Genomic DNA, 16,594 nt, shown 5'->3' with positions numbered 1-16,594 from the left:
CATGACAGCACTCAACATCAACGCACGCATCGCCGTCATTGGTGCCGGAGCCATGGGCGCCGGGATTGCCCAGGTCGCGGCACAGGCCGGCCATCCGGTGCTGTTGCTGGACAACCGCCCTGGCGCTGCGGCGCAAGCCATCGACGGCATTGACCGGCAATTGGGCAAACGGGTCGAAAAAGGCAAGCTGTCGGACCAGGCGCGGATGGCAACGGTCGCGCGCCTGCGGGCTGTGGACAACATCGAGGCGCTGAGCGATTGCGCGCTGATCATCGAAGCCATCGTCGAAAACCTCGAAGTCAAACGCGCGTTGTTCCGTCAGCTGGAAAGCCTGTGCAGTGCCGACTGCATTCTGGCGAGCAACACTTCGTCCCTGTCGATCACCAGCATTGCCGCGCAACTCGACCACCCGCAACGCCTGCTGGGCTTGCACTTCTTCAATCCGGCGCCGGTGATGGCGCTGGTGGAAATCGTCTCGGGCCTGGCCAGCGCTCCGGCATTGGCCGAGTGCCTATACGACACCGCCAAGGCCTGGGGCAAAAAACCGGTACACACTCGCTCGACGCCTGGCTTCATCGTCAACCGTGTCGCTCGTCCGTTCTACGCCGAAAACCTGCGCCTGCTGCAGGAAGGCGCCGCCGACAGCCCGACCCTGGATGCGCTGATGCGAGACGCCGGCGGCTTTGCCATGGGCGCGTTCGAGTTGACCGACCTGATCGGTCACGACGTCAACTACGCCGTGACCTGCTCGGTGTTCGATGCCTATTACGGCGACACGCGATTCCTGCCGTCCCTGATCCAGAAAGAACTGGTGGATGCAGGTCGCCTTGGACGCAAGAGCGGCCAGGGGTTCTACGACTACTGCGAGAGTGTCACCCGCGCGCAACCCACTGAAATCAGCAGCCACACCATCGTTGATACCTGTGTCGTGGAAGGCGATCTGGGCGCGGCCAACGCGCTGCAGGCGCGGTTGCGCGAGCACGATATTGAAGTGATTCAGCGCGATGGCCAGGGCCTGCTGCGGGTCGGCGACGCGGTGCTCGCCTTGAGCGACGGCCGCATGGCCTGCCAGCGCGCCAGGGAAGATGGCCTGGACAACCTGATCCTCCTCGACCTGGCGTTGGATTATCGCCAGGCGAGTCGGATCGCCATCAGCTGCTGCGCCGACATCCACCCTGCCGCACTGGAGCACGGCGTCGCCCTGCTGCAACGAGCCGGCTTCAGCGTCAGCCAACTCAGCGACAGCCCAGCCCTGGCCGTATTGCGCACCGTCGCGATGCTCGCCAACGAAGCCGCCGACGCGGTGCTGCAAGGTGTGGCTTCGGCCGCCGACGTCGACCTGGCGATGCGCGCCGGGGTCAATTACCCCTTGGGCCCATTGGCCTGGGCGGACTCCATTGGCCTGGCGCACATCCTCAGCGTCCTGGAAAACCTGCAAGCCGGCTACGGCGAAGAACGCTATCGCCCGTCGCTGCTGTTGCGCCGTCGGGTCGCCGAAGGGAGAACCTTTCATGACTAATCACGAAGCCATGCACCTGGCCAGTACCTGCGCGCAAACCATGCTCCAGCGCGACGCCGCCAGCCAGGCCATGGGCATGCGCCTGCTGTCTGCGGCGCCCGGTTGCGCTCGGGTCGGCATGAGCGTGCGCGCCGACATGATCCAGGGCCACGGCACCTGCCACGGCGGCTACCTGTTCGCCCTCGCCGACTCGGCGTTTGCCTTTGCCTGTAACAGTTACAACGACGCCACGGTGGCCATCGGTTGCAGCATCGACTACATCGCACCGGCTCATTTGGGCGACACGCTCACGGCCGATTGCATCGAGCAAAGTCGATCCGGCCGCACCGGCAATTACGACGTACGCATTGAAAACCAACAGGGCCAGCTGATCGCGCTGTTCCATGGCAAATCCTACAAAGTGCGCGGCACTGTGCTGGCGCAGGAGAACCCGAATGAATGATGCCTTGATCATCGACGCGGTGCGGACCCCGATCGGCCGCTATGCCGGTGCCCTCAGCAGCGTGCGCGCCGACGACCTCGGCGCGGTGCCGCTGCGCGAACTGCTGCGGCGTCATCCGCAGGTCGACTGGGCAGCGGTGGACGACGTGATCTACGGCTGCGCCAACCAGGCCGGCGAAGACAACCGTAACGTCGCGCGCATGTCGGCGCTGTTGGCCGGGCTGCCGGTAAGCGTTCCGGGCACGACGCTCAACCGCCTGTGCGGTTCCGGGCTGGATGCGATCGGCACGGCTGCCCGGGCGATTCGCAGTGGTGAGGCCGGGCTGATGCTGGTCGGTGGCGTCGAGTCGATGTCCCGTGCGCCCCTGGTGATGGGCAAGGCCGAGCAGGCGTTCTCCCGCGATGCAAACATCTATGACACCACCATCGGCTGGCGCTTCGTCAATCCGCAGATGAAAAAAACCTTCGGCATCGACTCCATGCCGGAGACCGCGGAAAACGTCGCCGAACAGTTCAACATCTCCCGCGCCGACCAGGACGCCTTCGCCCTGCGCAGCCAGCAACGGGCTGCGGCGGCCCAGGCCAGTGGACGCCTGGCCCGGGAAATCGTCGCGGTGCAAATACCCCAGCGCAAAGGTCCGGCGAAAGTCGTCGAGCACGATGAACACCCGCGCGGCGATACCACGCTTGAGCAGCTGCAAAAGCTCGGTACGCCCTTTCGCGAAGGCGGCAGCATCACCGCCGGTAACGCCTCCGGGGTCAACGACGGCGCCTGCGCCCTGCTGCTGGCGAGCCCCGAAGTCGCCAAGCGCCACGGTTTACACGCCCGCGGCCGTGTGGTCGCCATGGCCACGGCCGGCGTCGAGCCACGCATCATGGGCATCGGCCCGGTGCCGGCGACTCGCAAGGTGCTGGAACTGGCCAACCTGAGCCTGGCCGAGATGGACGTCATCGAACTCAATGAAGCCTTTGCCGCGCAAGGCCTGGCGGTGCTGCGCGAGCTCGGCCTGAGCGACACCGACCCGCGGGTCAACCCCAACGGTGGAGCGATTGCCCTGGGTCATCCACTGGGCATGAGCGGCGCACGACTGGTCACCACCGCCCTGCACGAGCTTGAGGAGCGCAAGGGTCGTTATGCCTTGTGCACCATGTGCATCGGCGTCGGCCAGGGCATCGCGTTGATCATCGAGCGCCTGTCCGACTAAAGAACCGCGATTCCCGGGGAGCCGAGAGGTATCCTTGGGGCATGCACTCAAAGCCCTGGCGTGACAGGGTTGAAACACAAAAACAATTCGAGTGAAATCATGAACATGCCAATTGCCAACGCCGTGCTTGACCCACAGCTGGACCCGCTGGAAACCGCCAGCATCGACGAACTCCGTCAGCACCAGCTGGAGCGTCTGCGCTGGAGCCTGAACCACGCCTACAACAATGTGCCCCTGTACCGCCAACGTTTCGATGCGCTGGGCGTGCACCCAGACGACATCAAATCCCTGGAAGACCTGGCGAAATTTCCCTTCACCACCAAGACCGACCTGCGCGACAACTACCCCTACGGTATGTTCGCCGTGCCGATGCACGACATCGTGCGCCTGCACGCTTCCAGCGGCACCACCGGCAAGCCGACGGTGGTGGGCTACACCCAGAACGACATCGACACCTGGGCCAATGTCGTTGCCCGCTCGATCCGTGCCGCTGGCGGCCGCCGCGGCGACAAGGTGCATATTTCCTATGGCTACGGCCTGTTCACCGGCGGCCTCGGCGCCCACTACGGCGCCGAGCGCCTGGGCTGCACGGTGATTCCAATGTCCGGCGGCCAGACCGAGAAGCAGGTGCAGCTGATCAAGGATTTCCAGCCGGACATCATCATGGTCACGCCGTCCTACATGCTCAACATCGCCGACGAAATCGAACGCCAGGGCATCGACCCGCACAAGCTGGCCCTGCGCCTGGGCATTTTCGGTGCCGAACCCTGGACCGGCGAACTGCGCAGCGCCATCGAGAATCGCCTGGGGATTACCGCGCTGGATATCTATGGCCTCTCGGAAATCATGGGCCCGGGCGTTGCCATGGAGTGCGCAGAAACCAAGGACGGGCCGACCATCTGGGAGGACCATTTCTACCCGGAAATCATCGATCCGGTCACTGGCGAAGTGCTGCCGGACGGGCAGATGGGCGAGCTGGTGTTCACCTCGCTGAGCAAGGAAGCCTTGCCGATGATCCGCTACCGCACCCGCGACCTGACCCGCCTGCTGCCAGGCACGGCGCGGCCGATGCGGCGGATCGACAAGATCACCGGGCGCAGCGATGACATGTTGATCATCCGCGGGGTGAACGTGTTTCCGACGCAGATCGAGGAACAGGTGCTGAAGATCAAACAGCTTTCAGAGTGTTATGAGATTCATCTGTATCGCAATGGCAATCTGGACAGCGTTGACGTGCATGTGGAGCTCAAGGCCGAGCATCAGTATTTGAGCGAGGATCAGCAGAAGGCGGTTTGCGCTGAGTTGAGCCGGCATATCAAGACGTATATCGGGATCAGTTCGCGGATTGTTTTGCAGCCTTTGCATTCGATCAAGCGGTCTGAGGGCAAGGCTTGTCATGTGATGGACAAGCGTCCCAAGGGATGACTGCTGCACCCCTTTTTGGCCCCGCTTTGTCGGGGCTTTTTTTTTGGGTTTGATTGGGGATATATCCGCTTTTTTGTTATGGCTGGTCAGTTCCGCCCTTACGGCAGGTTGCACTGATTTTCCTGTAGGAGCTGTCGAGTGAAACGAGGCTGCGATCTTTTGATCTTGCTTTGTGTACATATCCTTTGCTGCGGTTACGGCTGCTTATGGTTCCGCCCTTACGGCGGGTTGCACTGATTTTCCTGTAGGAGCTGTCGAGTGAAACGAGGCTGCGATCTTTTGATCTTGCTTTGTGTACATATCCTTTCCTGCGGTTACGGCTGCTTACGGTTCCGCCCTTACGGCGGGTTGCACTGATTTTCCAGTAGGAGCTGTCGAGTGAAACGAGGCTGCGATCTTTTGATCTTGCTTTGGGTACATATCCTTTGCTGCGGTTACGGCGGCTTATGATTCCGCCCTTACGGCAGGTTGCACTGATTTTCCTGTAGGAGCTGTCGAGTGAAACGAGGCTGCGATCTTTTGATCTTGCTTTGTGTACATATCCTTTGCTGCGGTTACGGCTGCTTATGGTTCCGCCCTTACGGCAGGTTGCACTGATTTTCCTGTAGGAGCTGTCGAGTGAAACGAGGCTGCGATCTTTTGATCTTGCTTTGCGTACATATCCTTTGCTGCGGTTACGGCGGCTTATGATTCCGCCCTTACGGCGGGTTACTTTGAAAAGCGCAAAGTAACCAAACGCTTTGTGCCCTACCACTCGGCACCTCGCCTAGGCTCGGTGTGCCCTCACTCCGGCATTGCTCCGCGGGTCGCCGCGATGGGCCGTCCCTGGCCCAGCGCGGCTAAACCGGCATCCTTGCCGGTTTACCCGCTACGCAATACCTGCGTTCGGCCAGCGTGGTTAATGGGCGTCCGTGATCAACAACCGTGCCGTGGCGGCCTGCGGGCCGACCAAGGCATCAAGCCGGCGCGCTGCGCTTATCTGGACGTGCCTGGCCTCTTGCATTGCGCTAACCCTCTGTAGGAGCGAGCCTGCTCGCGATGGACGTGAACGATTACGCGTACTTCTTGAATACACACGACTCTCTGTAGGCGATAGCGCCCGCGAGACCGCCATCGCCGGCAAGCCGGGCTCCTACAGGGGTTTTCGTTGTGCCAAACAGTGCGTTCACGTAACACCACCAATGCAAAGCCGAACTACCCGTCAGGTCGGCTTTAAGGCCGCCTCGGCGAGGTTTTTGATCGCGGACGCCCCGTTAACCACGCTGGCCGAACGCAGGTATTGCGCAGCGGGTAAACCGGCAAGGATGCCGGTTTAGCTGCGCTGGGCCAGGGATGGCCCATCGCAGCGACCCGCTGCGCAATGCCTGCGTTCGGGCACACCGAGCCTAAGCGAGGTGCCAAGTGGTGGGGCAAAGACCTTTTGGTTACTTTTGGGGCCGTTTGCCAAAAGTGACCCGCCGTAAGGGCGGAACCCTAAGCAGCCATCACCGCAAAAACGGATATACACCCACCTCCCAAAGCGATACACAAAAACTACACGACACGATATTTTGTGTTTGATATTAATTTCTGTATCGCTTATAAAGTTCTCCATGCCATCAAACAGATTCACGGCGGGAGACCCCCCATGTACGCACAGCTAGTAGAAACAGGCGTAAAGCGCATAAAAGACCTGTCGGAGATGTCCGACCAGGAGCGCGCATTCCAAGAAAAAATCGATTCAGAAATCAAGATCGAAGCAAAAAACTGGATGCCTGACGCCTATCGCCAAACCCTCATCCGGCAAATCTCCCAACACGCGCACTCGGAAATTGTCGGCATGCTGCCCGAAGGCAACTGGGTCACCCGCGCGCCTTCGCTCAAACGCAAACTGCAACTGATGGCCAAAATCCAGGATGAAGCAGGACATGGCCTGTACCTCTACAGCGCCATGGAAACCCTGGGCGCAGACCGTGATGAGGAAATCGCCAAACTGCACAGCGGCAAGGCCAAGTACTCCAGCATCTTCAACTACCCGACCCTGAACTGGGCCGACATGGGCGCGGTCGGCTGGTTGGTGGATGGCGCCGCGATCGTCAACCAGGTGGTATTGCAGCGCACCTCCTATGGCCCCTACTCCCGGGCCATGGTGCGGATCTGCAAGGAAGAAAGTTTCCACCAGCGCCAGGGCTACGAAATCCTCCTGACCATGATGCGCCACGGTAATCAGGCGCAGAAAGACATGGTCCAGGACGCCATCAATCGCCTGTGGTGGCCGTCATTGATGATGTTCGGTCCAAGCGACGAACACTCACCCAACAGCGCCCAGTCCATGGCCTGGAAGATCAAGCGCCAGAGCAACGACGAACTGCGCCAGCGCTTCATCGACCAGACCATCCCGCAGCTCGAACTGCTGGGCTGCACCTGCCCCGATCCGGACCTGAAGTGGAATGCCGAACGTGGTCACTACGACTTCGGCGAAATCCAGTGGAGCGAATTCTACGAAGTGCTCAAGGGCAACGGTCCGTGCAACCAGGAGCGGGTCGCCACCCGGCGCAAGGCCATCGAAGACGGCGCCTGGGTCCGCGAAGCCGCAGTGGCCCACGCCCGCAAAAAACATAACAAAAACGCCGCCTGATTCGGCTACCTGATCTGGAGACACTGTCATGTCCGAATGGACCCTTTTCGAAGTCTTCGTGCGCAGCAAGCACGGCCTCAACCACAAGCATGTCGGCAGCGTGCATGCCGCCGACACCACCATGGCTATCGAGAATGCGCGGGAGCTGTACACCCGTCGCAGCGAAGGTGTAAGCCTTTGGGTGGTGCCCTCGGCGCTGATCACCGCGTCCTCGCCGGACGAGAAAGACCCGTTGTTCGACCCGGCTGACGACAAGGTGTATCGCCACGCCAGCTTCTATGAATTGCCAGCCGAAGTCGGGCACATGTGAGGTCGACCATGAACTCCAAGACTGATCTGATCGAATACTTGCTGCGTCTCGGCGACAGCGCCCTGATCCAGGGCCAGCGCCTGTGCCAATGGTGCGGCAAGGCGCCGGCGCTGGAAGAAGAGCTGGCATTGATGAACGTTGGCCTCGACCTCGTCGGCCAGGCCCGCAACTGGCTGGAATACGCGGCCGAACTGCTGGACGACGGCCGCGACGCCGATCACCTGGCGTTTCGCCGGGATGAACGGGCCTATCGCAACCTGCTGCTGGTGGAACAACCCAACGGCGACTACGCGGTGACCATCCTCAAGCAATTCCTCTACGACGCCTGGCATCTGCAGGTGCTCAAGGGTCTGAGCCAGTCCAGCGATGAACGCATTGCCGGGATTGCCGCCAAGGCCGTCAAGGAAGTCACCTATCACCTGCGTCGCTCAGGCGAGTGGGTTGAACGCCTGGGTGACGGCACCGAGCACAGCCACCAGCGTATGCTCGCGGCGATTCCCGAGGTCTGGCGCTTTACCGTCGAACTGACCAGTGCCAACGACAGCGAACAACGCCTGCACGCTGCCGGCATCATTGCTGACGCTGCCCAAGTCGCCGCCGCCTGGCACACCACCGTCAGCGAGATCTTCGCCAGCGCCACCCTGCCAGTGCCCGCCGCACCGAGTTACTTCTACCTCGATGCGCGCAAGGGCTTGCACTCCGAACACCTGGGCATCCTGCTGGCCGAGATGCAATGCCTGCCACGAGCGTACCCCGATGCAACCTGGTGAGCTGATCGCCAGCGACCTGGGCGCGCGGCCGCCACAACCGAGCGACCTGGCAGCCGCCTGGGCCACCCTGGCGAATGTCATGGACCCGGAAGTGCCGGTGGTCAGCGTGGTCGACCTGGGCATCGTACGCGATCTCGCCTGGCAGGCCGGGCACTTGCACGTGGTGGTGACGCCGACCTACTCCGGCTGCCCCGCCACCGAAGTGATCGAGAGCGACATCCGCGCCGCCCTGGAGCTCGCCGGGTTCAGGGCGCCACAGCTGGAGCGCAAGTTGACCCCGGCGTGGACCACCGACTGGATCACCCACAGCGGCCGCGAACGCCTGCGCGCCTACGGTATTGCGCCGCCTGATGGCAGTACCAGCAAACGCAGCCTGCTGGGCGAAAGCCCGGTGATTGCCTGCCCGCAATGCGGCAGTGCGCACACCGAAGTGCTCAGCGAGTTTGGTTCCACCGCGTGCAAGGCCTTGTATCGGTGCCGCGACTGCCTGGAACCGTTCGATTATTTCAAGTGCATCTGAGCGGCGCCTGGCCGTCCCAGCTGGAGAACAAGAATGAGTAAATTTCACAGCCTGACCATCAAGGACGTGCGCGCCGAAACCCGTGACGCGGTGTCCATCGCCTTCGAGATTCCGCAGCATTTGCAGGACAGTTTTCACTTCACCCAGGGCCAGCACCTGGTGATGCGCACGCAGATGGACGGCGAAGAAGTGCGCCGCTCCTACTCGATCTGCACCGGAGTCAATGACGGCGAATTGCGCATCGCCATCAAGCGCGTGGTCGGCGGGCGTTTCTCCGCGTTTGCCAACGAGCACTTGAAAGCCGGGCACAGCCTCGAAGTGATGCCGCCTGCCGGACACTTTCACGTCGACCTCGACCCCTCGCGCCACGGCAACTACCTGGCGGTAGCGGCGGGCAGTGGCATTACGCCGATCCTGTCGATCATCAAGACCACCCTGCAAACCGAGCCGCACAGCCGCGTCACCCTGCTGTACGGCAACCGTTCCAGCTCCGGCGCGCTGTTTCGTGAGCAGCTCGAAGACCTGAAAAACCGCTATTTGCAGCGCCTCAACCTGATCTTCGTGTTCAGCCGCGAACAGCAGGACGTCGACCTGTACAACGGCCGCATCAACTCCGAAAAATGCGCGCAACTGTTCTCCCGCTGGCTCGACGTCAAAGCGCTCGATGCGGCGTTCATCTGCGGCCCGCAGGAGATGACTGAAACCGTACGTGACAGCCTCAAGGCCAAAGGCATGCCGGCCGAGCGCATTCACTTCGAACTGTTCGCCGCCGCCGGCAGCCAGCAAAAACGCGAGGCTCGCGAGGCGGCCCGGCAGGTGGATGCGGCCGTCAGCCAGATCACCGTGATCAGCGATGGTCGCGCCCTGGCGTTCGACCTGCCACGCAACAGCCAGAGCATCCTCGACGCTGGCAATGCCCAAGGCGCCGAGCTGCCCTATTCGTGCAAGGCCGGAGTGTGCTCGACCTGCAAATGCAAAGTTATCGAGGGTGAGGTGGAAATGGACAGCAACCATGCCCTGGAAGACTACGAAGTGGCCGCCGGGTACGTGCTGTCGTGCCAGGCATTTCCGGTGAGCGACAAAGTGGTGCTGGATTTCGATCAGCTCTGACACCCCGCGATCCCTGTGTGGGAGCGGGCTTGCTCGCGAATACGGTGTGTCATTCAGCACACATATCGACTGACACGACCTCTTCGCGAGCAAGCCCGCTCCCACAGGGGACTGAGGTATGCCCGAAACCTGTTTCACCCAAAACAAAAACAACAAGGAGAGCCGTTATGACACCCCAAGACATCGACCTCATCCGCCAACATCCCGATTTCATCCAGCTGGTGCGCCGCAAACAAAACCTCTACTGGTCACTGTCGCTGATCATGCTGGTGATCTACTTCGGCTTCGTCCTGTTGGTGGCGTTCTCCCCCGCCACCCTCGGCCAATCCCTCAGTGGCGGAGTGACCACCGTGGGTATGCTGGTCGGTGTAGTGATCGTGGTGCTGGCGTTCGCGCTGACCGGTTTCTACGTCTATCGCGCCAACCACGTGATCGACCCGCTGAACGAAAAACTCAAGCAGGAGTGCGCCCGATGAGCCGGCTCCTGGCGTTGTTGCTGCTGCCACTGGCAGCGGTCACTGATCTTGCGGTAGCCGCCGACGGCGCGTCCCGTCCACTGAACTGGAACGCCATCGGCATGTTCCTGGTGTTCGTCCTGTTCACCCTCGGCGTCACCCGCTGGGCGGCGCTGCGTACTCGTTCGGCCAGTGATTTCTACACGGCGGGCGGTGGCATGAGCGGGTTCCAGAATGGCCTGGCGATTGCCGGCGACATGATCTCGGCCGCCTCATTCCTGGGCATCTCGGCGATGATGTTCCTCAATGGCTACGACGGCTTGCTCTATGCATTGGGCGTATTGGCCGGCTGGCCAATCATCCTGTTCCTGATTGCCGAACGCCTGCGCAACCTGGGTAAATACACCTTCGCCGACGTGGTGTCCTACCGCCTGGAACAGACCCCGGTGCGCCTGACCTCGGCCTTCGGCACCCTGACGGTGGCGCTGATGTACCTGGTGGCGCAGATGGTCGGCGCCGGCAAGTTGATCGAACTGCTGTTCGGCATCGACTACCTCTACGCAGTCATGCTGGTCGGTGTATTGATGGTGTTCTACGTGACCTTCGGCGGCATGCTCGCGACCACCTGGGTACAGATCATCAAGGCAGTGATGCTGCTGTTCGGCACCACATTCATGGCCTTCATGGTGCTCAAGCATTTCGGTTTCAGCACCGAGGCGATGTTCGCCGGCGCCACCGCCGTGCACGCCAAGGGCAACGCGATCATGGCGCCCGGCGGCTTGCTGTCCAACCCCATCGACGCTATCTCCCTGGGCCTGGGCATGATGTTCGGCACCGCCGGCCTGCCGCATATCCTGATGCGTTTCTTTACCGTCAGCGATGCCAAGGAAGCGCGCAAAAGCGTGTTCTACGCCACCGGTTTCATCGGCTACTTCTATCTGTTGCTGATCATCGTCGGCTTCGGCGCAATCGTCATGGTCGGCACCGATCCGGCATTCCGTGACGCCAATGGCGCGATCATCGGCGGCGGCAACATGATCGCCGTGCACCTGGCCCAGGCGGTGGGCGGCAATCTGTTCCTCGGCTTCATTTCGGCGGTGGCCTTCGCCACCATTCTCGCCGTGGTTGCCGGGCTGGCCTTGTCCGGAGCGTCGGCGGTGTCCCATGACCTGTATGCCTGCGTGATGCGCAAGGGCCAGGCCACCGAGCAGCAGGAGATCCGCGTGTCGCGCATCGCCACGCTGTGCATCGGCGTGCTGGCGATCATCCTCGGCCTGCTGTTCGAATCGCAGAACATCGCCTTCCTTTCCGGCCTGGTGCTGGCGATCGCGGCCTCGGTGAATTTCCCGGTGCTGTTCCTCTCGATGTACTGGAAGGGCCTGACCACTCGCGGCGCAGTCACCGGCAGCCTGGCGGGCCTGGTCTCGGCGATTGTCCTGCTGGTGCTGAGCCCGGCGGTATGGGTCAACGTCCTGCATTACGACCGGGCCCTGTTCCCGTATTCCAACCCGGCGCTGTTCTCCATGAGCCTGGCGTTTTTCAGCGCCTGGCTGTTCTCGGTCACTGACACCTCCCCCCGGGCAGCACTTGAACGCGGCCGCTACCTGGCGCAGTTCATCCGCTCAATGACCGGTATTGGCGCCTCGGGCGCCAGCAAACACTAACGACTTATTTGATAATCAGGAGCCTCCGTGATGTCCTCTTCACCTACACAGCACGCCCCTACCCTGCAAAGTTTCATCGCCAGTCGCTGGATCGGCCAACACGGCGCCCAGGTGCTGCGCAGCGCCATCGACGGCCATGAAATTGCCCGCACCCATGAGGAACGCCCGGACTTCGCCGAAGCCGTTGAGCACGGTCGCCGCCAGGGTGTCAGCGGGTTGATGGCGCTGGATTTCCAACAACGCGCCCAACGCCTCAAGGCGCTGGCCTTGTACCTCAGCGAGCGCAAGGAACAGCTCTACGCCATCTCCCACCACAGTGGCGCCACCCGCGCCGACAGCTGGATCGATATCGAAGGCGGCAACAGCACGCTGTTCACCTACGCCAGCCTCGGTGCCCGGGAATTGCCGTCGGGCAACATCGTCCATGAAGGGCCGGCGCTGCAACTGAGCAAGCTCGGGACCTTTGCCGGCACGCACATCCTGGTGCCGCGCGGCGGCCTGGCGGTGCACATCAACGCGTTCAACTTCCCGATCTGGGGCATGCTGGAAAAATTCGCCCCGAGCTTCCTCGCCGGCATGCCGTGCATCGTCAAACCGGCCAGCGCCACCAGCTACCTGACCGAAGCCGTGGTGCGCCTGATGGACCAATCCGGCTTGCTCCCTGCGGGCAGCCTGCAACTGATCATTGGCGGCACCGGCGACCTGCTCGACCGTCTGCAGGGCCAGGACGTGGTGACCTTTACCGGATCCGCCGACACCGCCGCCAAACTGCGGGTCAATCCGAACCTGATCCGCAACTCGGTGCCGTTCAATGCCGAGGCCGACTCGCTGAACTGCGCGATCCTCGCCCCGGATGTCACTCCGGATGATGAAGAGTTCGAGCTGTTCATTAAGGAAGTTGCGCGGGAAATGACCACCAAGGCCGGGCAGAAATGCACCGCCATCCGCCGCGCGATCGTGCCGGCCAAACACATCGATGCGGTGGCCACCCGCCTGCGCGAGCGCTTGCGCAAAGTCGTGGTCGGCGACCCGTCGGTGGAAGGCGTGCGCATGGGCGCGCTGGCTTCCCACGATCAGCAAAAAGACGTCACCGAGCGTTTGCAAAGTCTGCTGCAAAGCAGCGACCTGCTGTTCGGGGCCAGCGATGGATTTGAACCGCGCGGGGAAAACGTCGACCGGGGCGCGTTTTTTGCGCCGACCCTGTTGCAGGCCCGCGACCCGCACGCTGAAGGGGGTGCACATGACATCGAGGCGTTCGGCCCGGTCAGCACCCTGATGGCCTACGACGATCTGGACGAAGCATTGGTGCTGGCTGCTCGCGGCAAAGGCAGCCTGGTCGCCAGCCTGATCACCAAGGACCCGCTCATTGCCGCCAAGGCGATTCCGGTGGCCGCGGCCTGGCATGGTCGCTTGCTGGTGCTGGACCGCGAATCCGCCGCCGAATCCACCGGCCACGGCTCGCCCCTGCCGCAACTCAAGCACGGTGGTCCGGGCCGAGCCGGCGGTGGCGAGGAGCTGGGCGGCCTGCGCGCGGTGAAGCACTACCTGCAACGCGCGGCTGTGCAGGGGTCGCCGACCATGCTGGCGGCGGTTACCGGTGAATATGTGCGGGGCGCCAAGGTCATCGAAACCGAGGTGCATCCATTCCGCCGATTCTTCCAGGACCTGCAGATCGGCGAGTCGCTGCTGACCCATCGACGCACCGTCACCGAAGCGGACCTGGTGAACTTCGGCTGCCTGTCTGGCGATCACTTCTACATGCACTTCGACGACATTGCCGCCAAGGAATCGCAGTTCGGCAAGCGCATCGCCCACGGTTATTTTGTTCTGTCGGCGGCGGCCGGCCTGTTCGTCTCCCCCGCGCCCGGGCCGGTGCTGGCCAACTACGGGCTGGATACCTTGCGCTTCATCACTCCGGTGGGGATTGGTGACACGATTCAGGCGCGCCTGACCTGCAAGCGCAAGATCGATCAGGGCAAGAAGAGCCCCCAGGGCATCCCGCAGGGGGTGGTGGCCTGGGATGTGGAGGTGACCAACCAGTTGGGTGAGTTGGTGGCCAGTTATGACATTCTGACCCTGGTGGTGAAGCGCGAGAGCTAACCCATCCCCCTGTAGGAGCGAGCCTGCTCGCGGTGGTCGTTAACGATTACGCGGCAAGTCTGGCTCCGCGCGGTGTTCTCGAGCCCATCGCGAGCAGGCTCGCTCCTACAGGTTTATCTCATTAATGGCTACGCAACCACTCGATAAACAACGCAAACAACTCTGACTGCGACCCCACTTCAAGCTTCAAATACAGATTCTTGCGATGCATGCGCACCGTCTCCGGCGAAATCCCAAGCTCGCTCGCCGTGGACTTCACCGAGTGCCCCCGCAGCACCATGTGCGCCACCTCACGCTCGCGTTCGGTCAGCAAATCGCAGCCGAAGTGCTCGAATGCCGACTGCACCCGCTGCTTCAGATCATCCCCCACCCTTGCATCCTGCGGCCCCTGGACGGTCGCGATCCGCTGCATGCCGCGCAGGCTGAATTCACTGATAAATTCACGCACCAGTGGCTCGACCGCTCGCAACAGATTCAGCTGTTCACCGCGCAGGCTTTCACCCCCGAAGCCCTGAAACAGGCTGACCGATATCTTCGTGTCATTACCGGTATCGACAATGTAATAACTGTCTTCCGAGCATCCCGCCTTCAGGTAATAGGCGCGGTAATACTCACTGTCGAAAAAGTCATCCGGCGCTATTTCCTCCAGGTGATAAAAGCCCTGGGCCAAACCCTGTTCGACCGCCAGGCAGAACGGATCGAGCAAATATCCAGCCGAAAAATAGCGCTCGAGAATCGACACCTGGTATTCCTGCGCGATGCCCCGCTGGTACAGCAGTTGCGGCGGCCGCTCGCGGTGTTCTAGGCTGATCATCACCGATTCGATACCGACCAGATGCTCCAGGGCCGAGGCCAGGTAATCCAGCGCATCGGGGGCGTCGACATGGGCAAACGCCTCGCGCATCTGCCCGTGCCATTTGTGCAGCGCCCCGAAGGGCAATGCGATCAGCGTATCGTCGTGTGGTTTGCTCATGCCCCGCAGTCTAGCGGGTGATCCGGCGCCTGGTAACAGCCTGTTCGGCAAAATCATTGGCCCTGGTACTGCCCGCTCGCCTGCAGTTCGGCCGCCACCTCGAGAATGCACTCGCGCAGGGTCTCGACGATTTCATCGACCTGGGCACAGGTCAGGATCAACGGCGGCGACATGACATTGAGGTGCATGATCGGACGCACCAGCAAGCCTTTGGATTGCGCCCGGGAATGAATCCGCTCGCCAATGTTGATCTCGTCGGCAAACAACGCCTTGGTGCGCTTGTCCGCCACGAATTCGACGCAGGCCATGAATTTCTGGCAGCGCACATCGCCTACAAGCGGCAGGTCGCCGAGGGTGGCCAGGCGCTCCTCCAGATACGCACCGACCCGATCGACGTGTTCCAGCAGCTGTTCGCGCTCGATGATTTCGATGTTCTTCAACGCCGCCGTGCAGCACACCGGGTGCCCGCTGTAAGTGAAACCGTGGCTGAAGCAGCGGCCCTTGCCTGGCTCGGCGATGACTTTCCAGATGCGCTCGGAAAAGATGCAGGCGCCCAGCGGCAGGTAAGCCGAGGTCAGGCCCTTGGCGGTGGTGATGATGTCCGGCTGCACCTCGAACAGATCCCACGAGGCAAAGAATTTGCCCAGGCGCCCGAACGAGGTCACCACTTCGTCGGCGACGAACAGGATGTCGTAGCGCTGGCAGACTTCCCACATGCGCTTGAGGTAGCCCTTGGGTGGAATGATCACTCCGCCCGAGCCCATGATCGGCTCGGCGAAGAACCCCGCCACTCGATCGGCGCCGATGGCGAGGATCTTGTCTTCGAATTCCTGGACCAGGAACTCAAGAAACTGCGCCTCGTTCATGCCGTCCGGAGCGCGGTAAGGGTTGGGGTTGGACACGTGGTGGATGCGGTCGTGGGCGTAGTCGAATTCCGGGACGCGGTCGGCGGCCTTGTTGCCGATCGACATGGTCAGGGTCGTCGAGCCGTGATAGGCGTTGTAGCGGGCGATGATGTGCTTTTTTTCCGGCTTGCCGCGGCAGTTCTGGTAGTACTGGATCAGCCGGTAGGCGGTGTCCACCGCCGTGGAGCCGCCGGTGGTCAGGAACACGTGATCGAGATCACCCGGGGCCAGGCTGGCGAGCTTTTCGCAGAGCTGGATCGCGACGTTGTTCGACATGTCGCAGAACGGGTTGGAATAGGCCAGTTGGCGCACCTGGTCGGCGATCGCCAGGGCCATTTCTTCGCGGCCCAAACCGATATTGGTGCACCACATGCCGCCTACTGCGTCGAGAAAGCGATTGCCCTGGGTGTCGAAGATGTAAGCGCCATCACCGGCGACGATGTTCAGTGAACCCTGCTCGGCATGTTCGTCAAACATGTGATAACCGTGCATGTAGTGGGCTTTGTCGGCCTTGACCAGGCGCGACTCTTCAGCCGCAGACAGAATGTGTTGAGTTGGAGTTGCCATAGGAAAAACCTCG

15 protein-coding genes are annotated in these 16,594 nt (G+C 61.9%); 12 read left to right on the top strand and 3 right to left on the bottom strand.

The annotated features are described in order from the left end of the window. Position 1 precedes the first annotated feature (1 nt). The 4 genes from paaH to paaK all read left to right on the top strand — a co-directional run bounded on the left by paaH (position 2) and on the right by paaK (position 4,590). Complete coding sequence (paaH, locus tag ORL50_RS20005) at positions 2-1,519, top strand: 3-hydroxyacyl-CoA dehydrogenase PaaH (protein ID WP_266017499.1); 1,518 nt, start codon at positions 2-4, stop codon at positions 1,517-1,519. Then, positions 1,512-1,961 (top strand): hydroxyphenylacetyl-CoA thioesterase PaaI, encoded by a 450-nt coding sequence (gene paaI / locus ORL50_RS20000; protein WP_266017497.1) that lies wholly within the window; start codon positions 1,512-1,514, stop codon positions 1,959-1,961. The genes paaH and paaI overlap by 8 nt, the downstream gene beginning before the upstream one ends. Beyond that, the gene (pcaF, locus tag ORL50_RS19995; protein WP_266017495.1) at positions 1,954-3,165 is read left to right on the top strand and encodes a 3-oxoadipyl-CoA thiolase; all 1,212 of its coding nucleotides are present in this window, start codon (positions 1,954-1,956) and stop codon (positions 3,163-3,165) included. Before paaI ends, pcaF begins: the two co-directional genes overlap by 8 nt. Before the next feature lie 99 nt (positions 3,166-3,264). After that, complete coding sequence (gene paaK, locus ORL50_RS19990; RefSeq protein ID WP_266017493.1) at positions 3,265-4,590, top strand: phenylacetate--CoA ligase PaaK; 1,326 nt, start codon at positions 3,265-3,267, stop codon at positions 4,588-4,590. Between the two features lie 76 nt (positions 4,591-4,666). On the opposite strand, the gene ORL50_RS19985 is transcribed toward paaK, so the two are convergent. Next, complete coding sequence (locus ORL50_RS19985) at positions 4,667-5,344, bottom strand: hypothetical protein (protein WP_266017491.1); 678 nt, start codon at positions 5,342-5,344, stop codon at positions 4,667-4,669. An 873-nt stretch (positions 5,345-6,217) separates the two neighbouring features. Here ORL50_RS19985 and paaA point away from each other — a divergent pair. The 8 genes from paaA (at position 6,218) to paaZ (ending at position 14,136) form a co-directional block, all read left to right on the top strand. Continuing rightward, positions 6,218-7,207, top strand: a complete 990-nt coding sequence (gene paaA / locus ORL50_RS19980) for a 1,2-phenylacetyl-CoA epoxidase subunit PaaA (protein ID WP_266017490.1) — start codon at positions 6,218-6,220, stop codon at positions 7,205-7,207. A 28-nt stretch (positions 7,208-7,235) separates the two neighbouring features. Then, a complete protein-coding gene (paaB, locus tag ORL50_RS19975; RefSeq protein ID WP_003208899.1) occupies positions 7,236-7,517 on the top strand; it encodes a 1,2-phenylacetyl-CoA epoxidase subunit PaaB in 282 nt (93 codons plus the stop codon). A gap of 8 nt (positions 7,518-7,525) precedes the next feature. Then, positions 7,526-8,287: a 1,2-phenylacetyl-CoA epoxidase subunit PaaC gene (gene paaC / locus ORL50_RS19970; protein WP_266017483.1), complete on the top strand. Its 762-nt coding sequence runs from the start codon at positions 7,526-7,528 to the stop codon at positions 8,285-8,287. Then, complete coding sequence (paaD, locus tag ORL50_RS19965; protein ID WP_266017481.1) at positions 8,274-8,807, top strand: 1,2-phenylacetyl-CoA epoxidase subunit PaaD; 534 nt, start codon at positions 8,274-8,276, stop codon at positions 8,805-8,807. Before paaC ends, paaD begins: the two co-directional genes overlap by 14 nt. A 33-nt stretch (positions 8,808-8,840) precedes the next feature. Further along, a complete protein-coding gene (gene paaE, locus ORL50_RS19960; protein WP_266017480.1) occupies positions 8,841-9,917 on the top strand; it encodes a 1,2-phenylacetyl-CoA epoxidase subunit PaaE in 1,077 nt (358 codons plus the stop codon). Between the two features lie 167 nt (positions 9,918-10,084). After that, on the top strand, positions 10,085-10,393 hold the full coding sequence (locus ORL50_RS19955) for a DUF485 domain-containing protein (RefSeq protein ID WP_266017479.1): 309 nt from the start codon (positions 10,085-10,087) through the stop codon (positions 10,391-10,393). After that, entirely contained in the window at positions 10,390-12,036 is a 1,647-nt protein-coding gene (locus tag ORL50_RS19950) for a cation acetate symporter (protein ID WP_266017477.1), read from the top strand. The genes ORL50_RS19955 and ORL50_RS19950 overlap by 4 nt, the downstream gene beginning before the upstream one ends. A gap of 30 nt (positions 12,037-12,066) precedes the next feature. Then, entirely contained in the window at positions 12,067-14,136 is a 2,070-nt protein-coding gene (gene paaZ, locus ORL50_RS19945) for a phenylacetic acid degradation bifunctional protein PaaZ (RefSeq protein ID WP_266017475.1), read from the top strand. 121 nt (positions 14,137-14,257) lie between these two features. Here the strand turns inward: paaZ and ORL50_RS19940 are convergent, their stop codons facing one another. Beyond that, a complete protein-coding gene (locus tag ORL50_RS19940; protein WP_266017473.1) occupies positions 14,258-15,166 on the bottom strand; it encodes a helix-turn-helix transcriptional regulator in 909 nt (302 codons plus the stop codon). Continuing rightward, entirely contained in the window at positions 15,163-16,581 is a 1,419-nt protein-coding gene (locus ORL50_RS19935; RefSeq protein ID WP_266017472.1) for an aminotransferase, read from the bottom strand. Before ORL50_RS19935 ends, ORL50_RS19940 begins: the two co-directional genes overlap by 4 nt. Positions 16,582-16,594 lie beyond the last annotated feature (13 nt).

Source organism: Pseudomonas sp. RIT-562, assembly GCF_026241895.1.
Taxonomy (GTDB): domain Bacteria; phylum Pseudomonadota; class Gammaproteobacteria; order Pseudomonadales; family Pseudomonadaceae; genus Aquipseudomonas; species Aquipseudomonas mandelii_F.
This window is presented reverse-complemented; position numbering and strand designations above follow the sequence as displayed.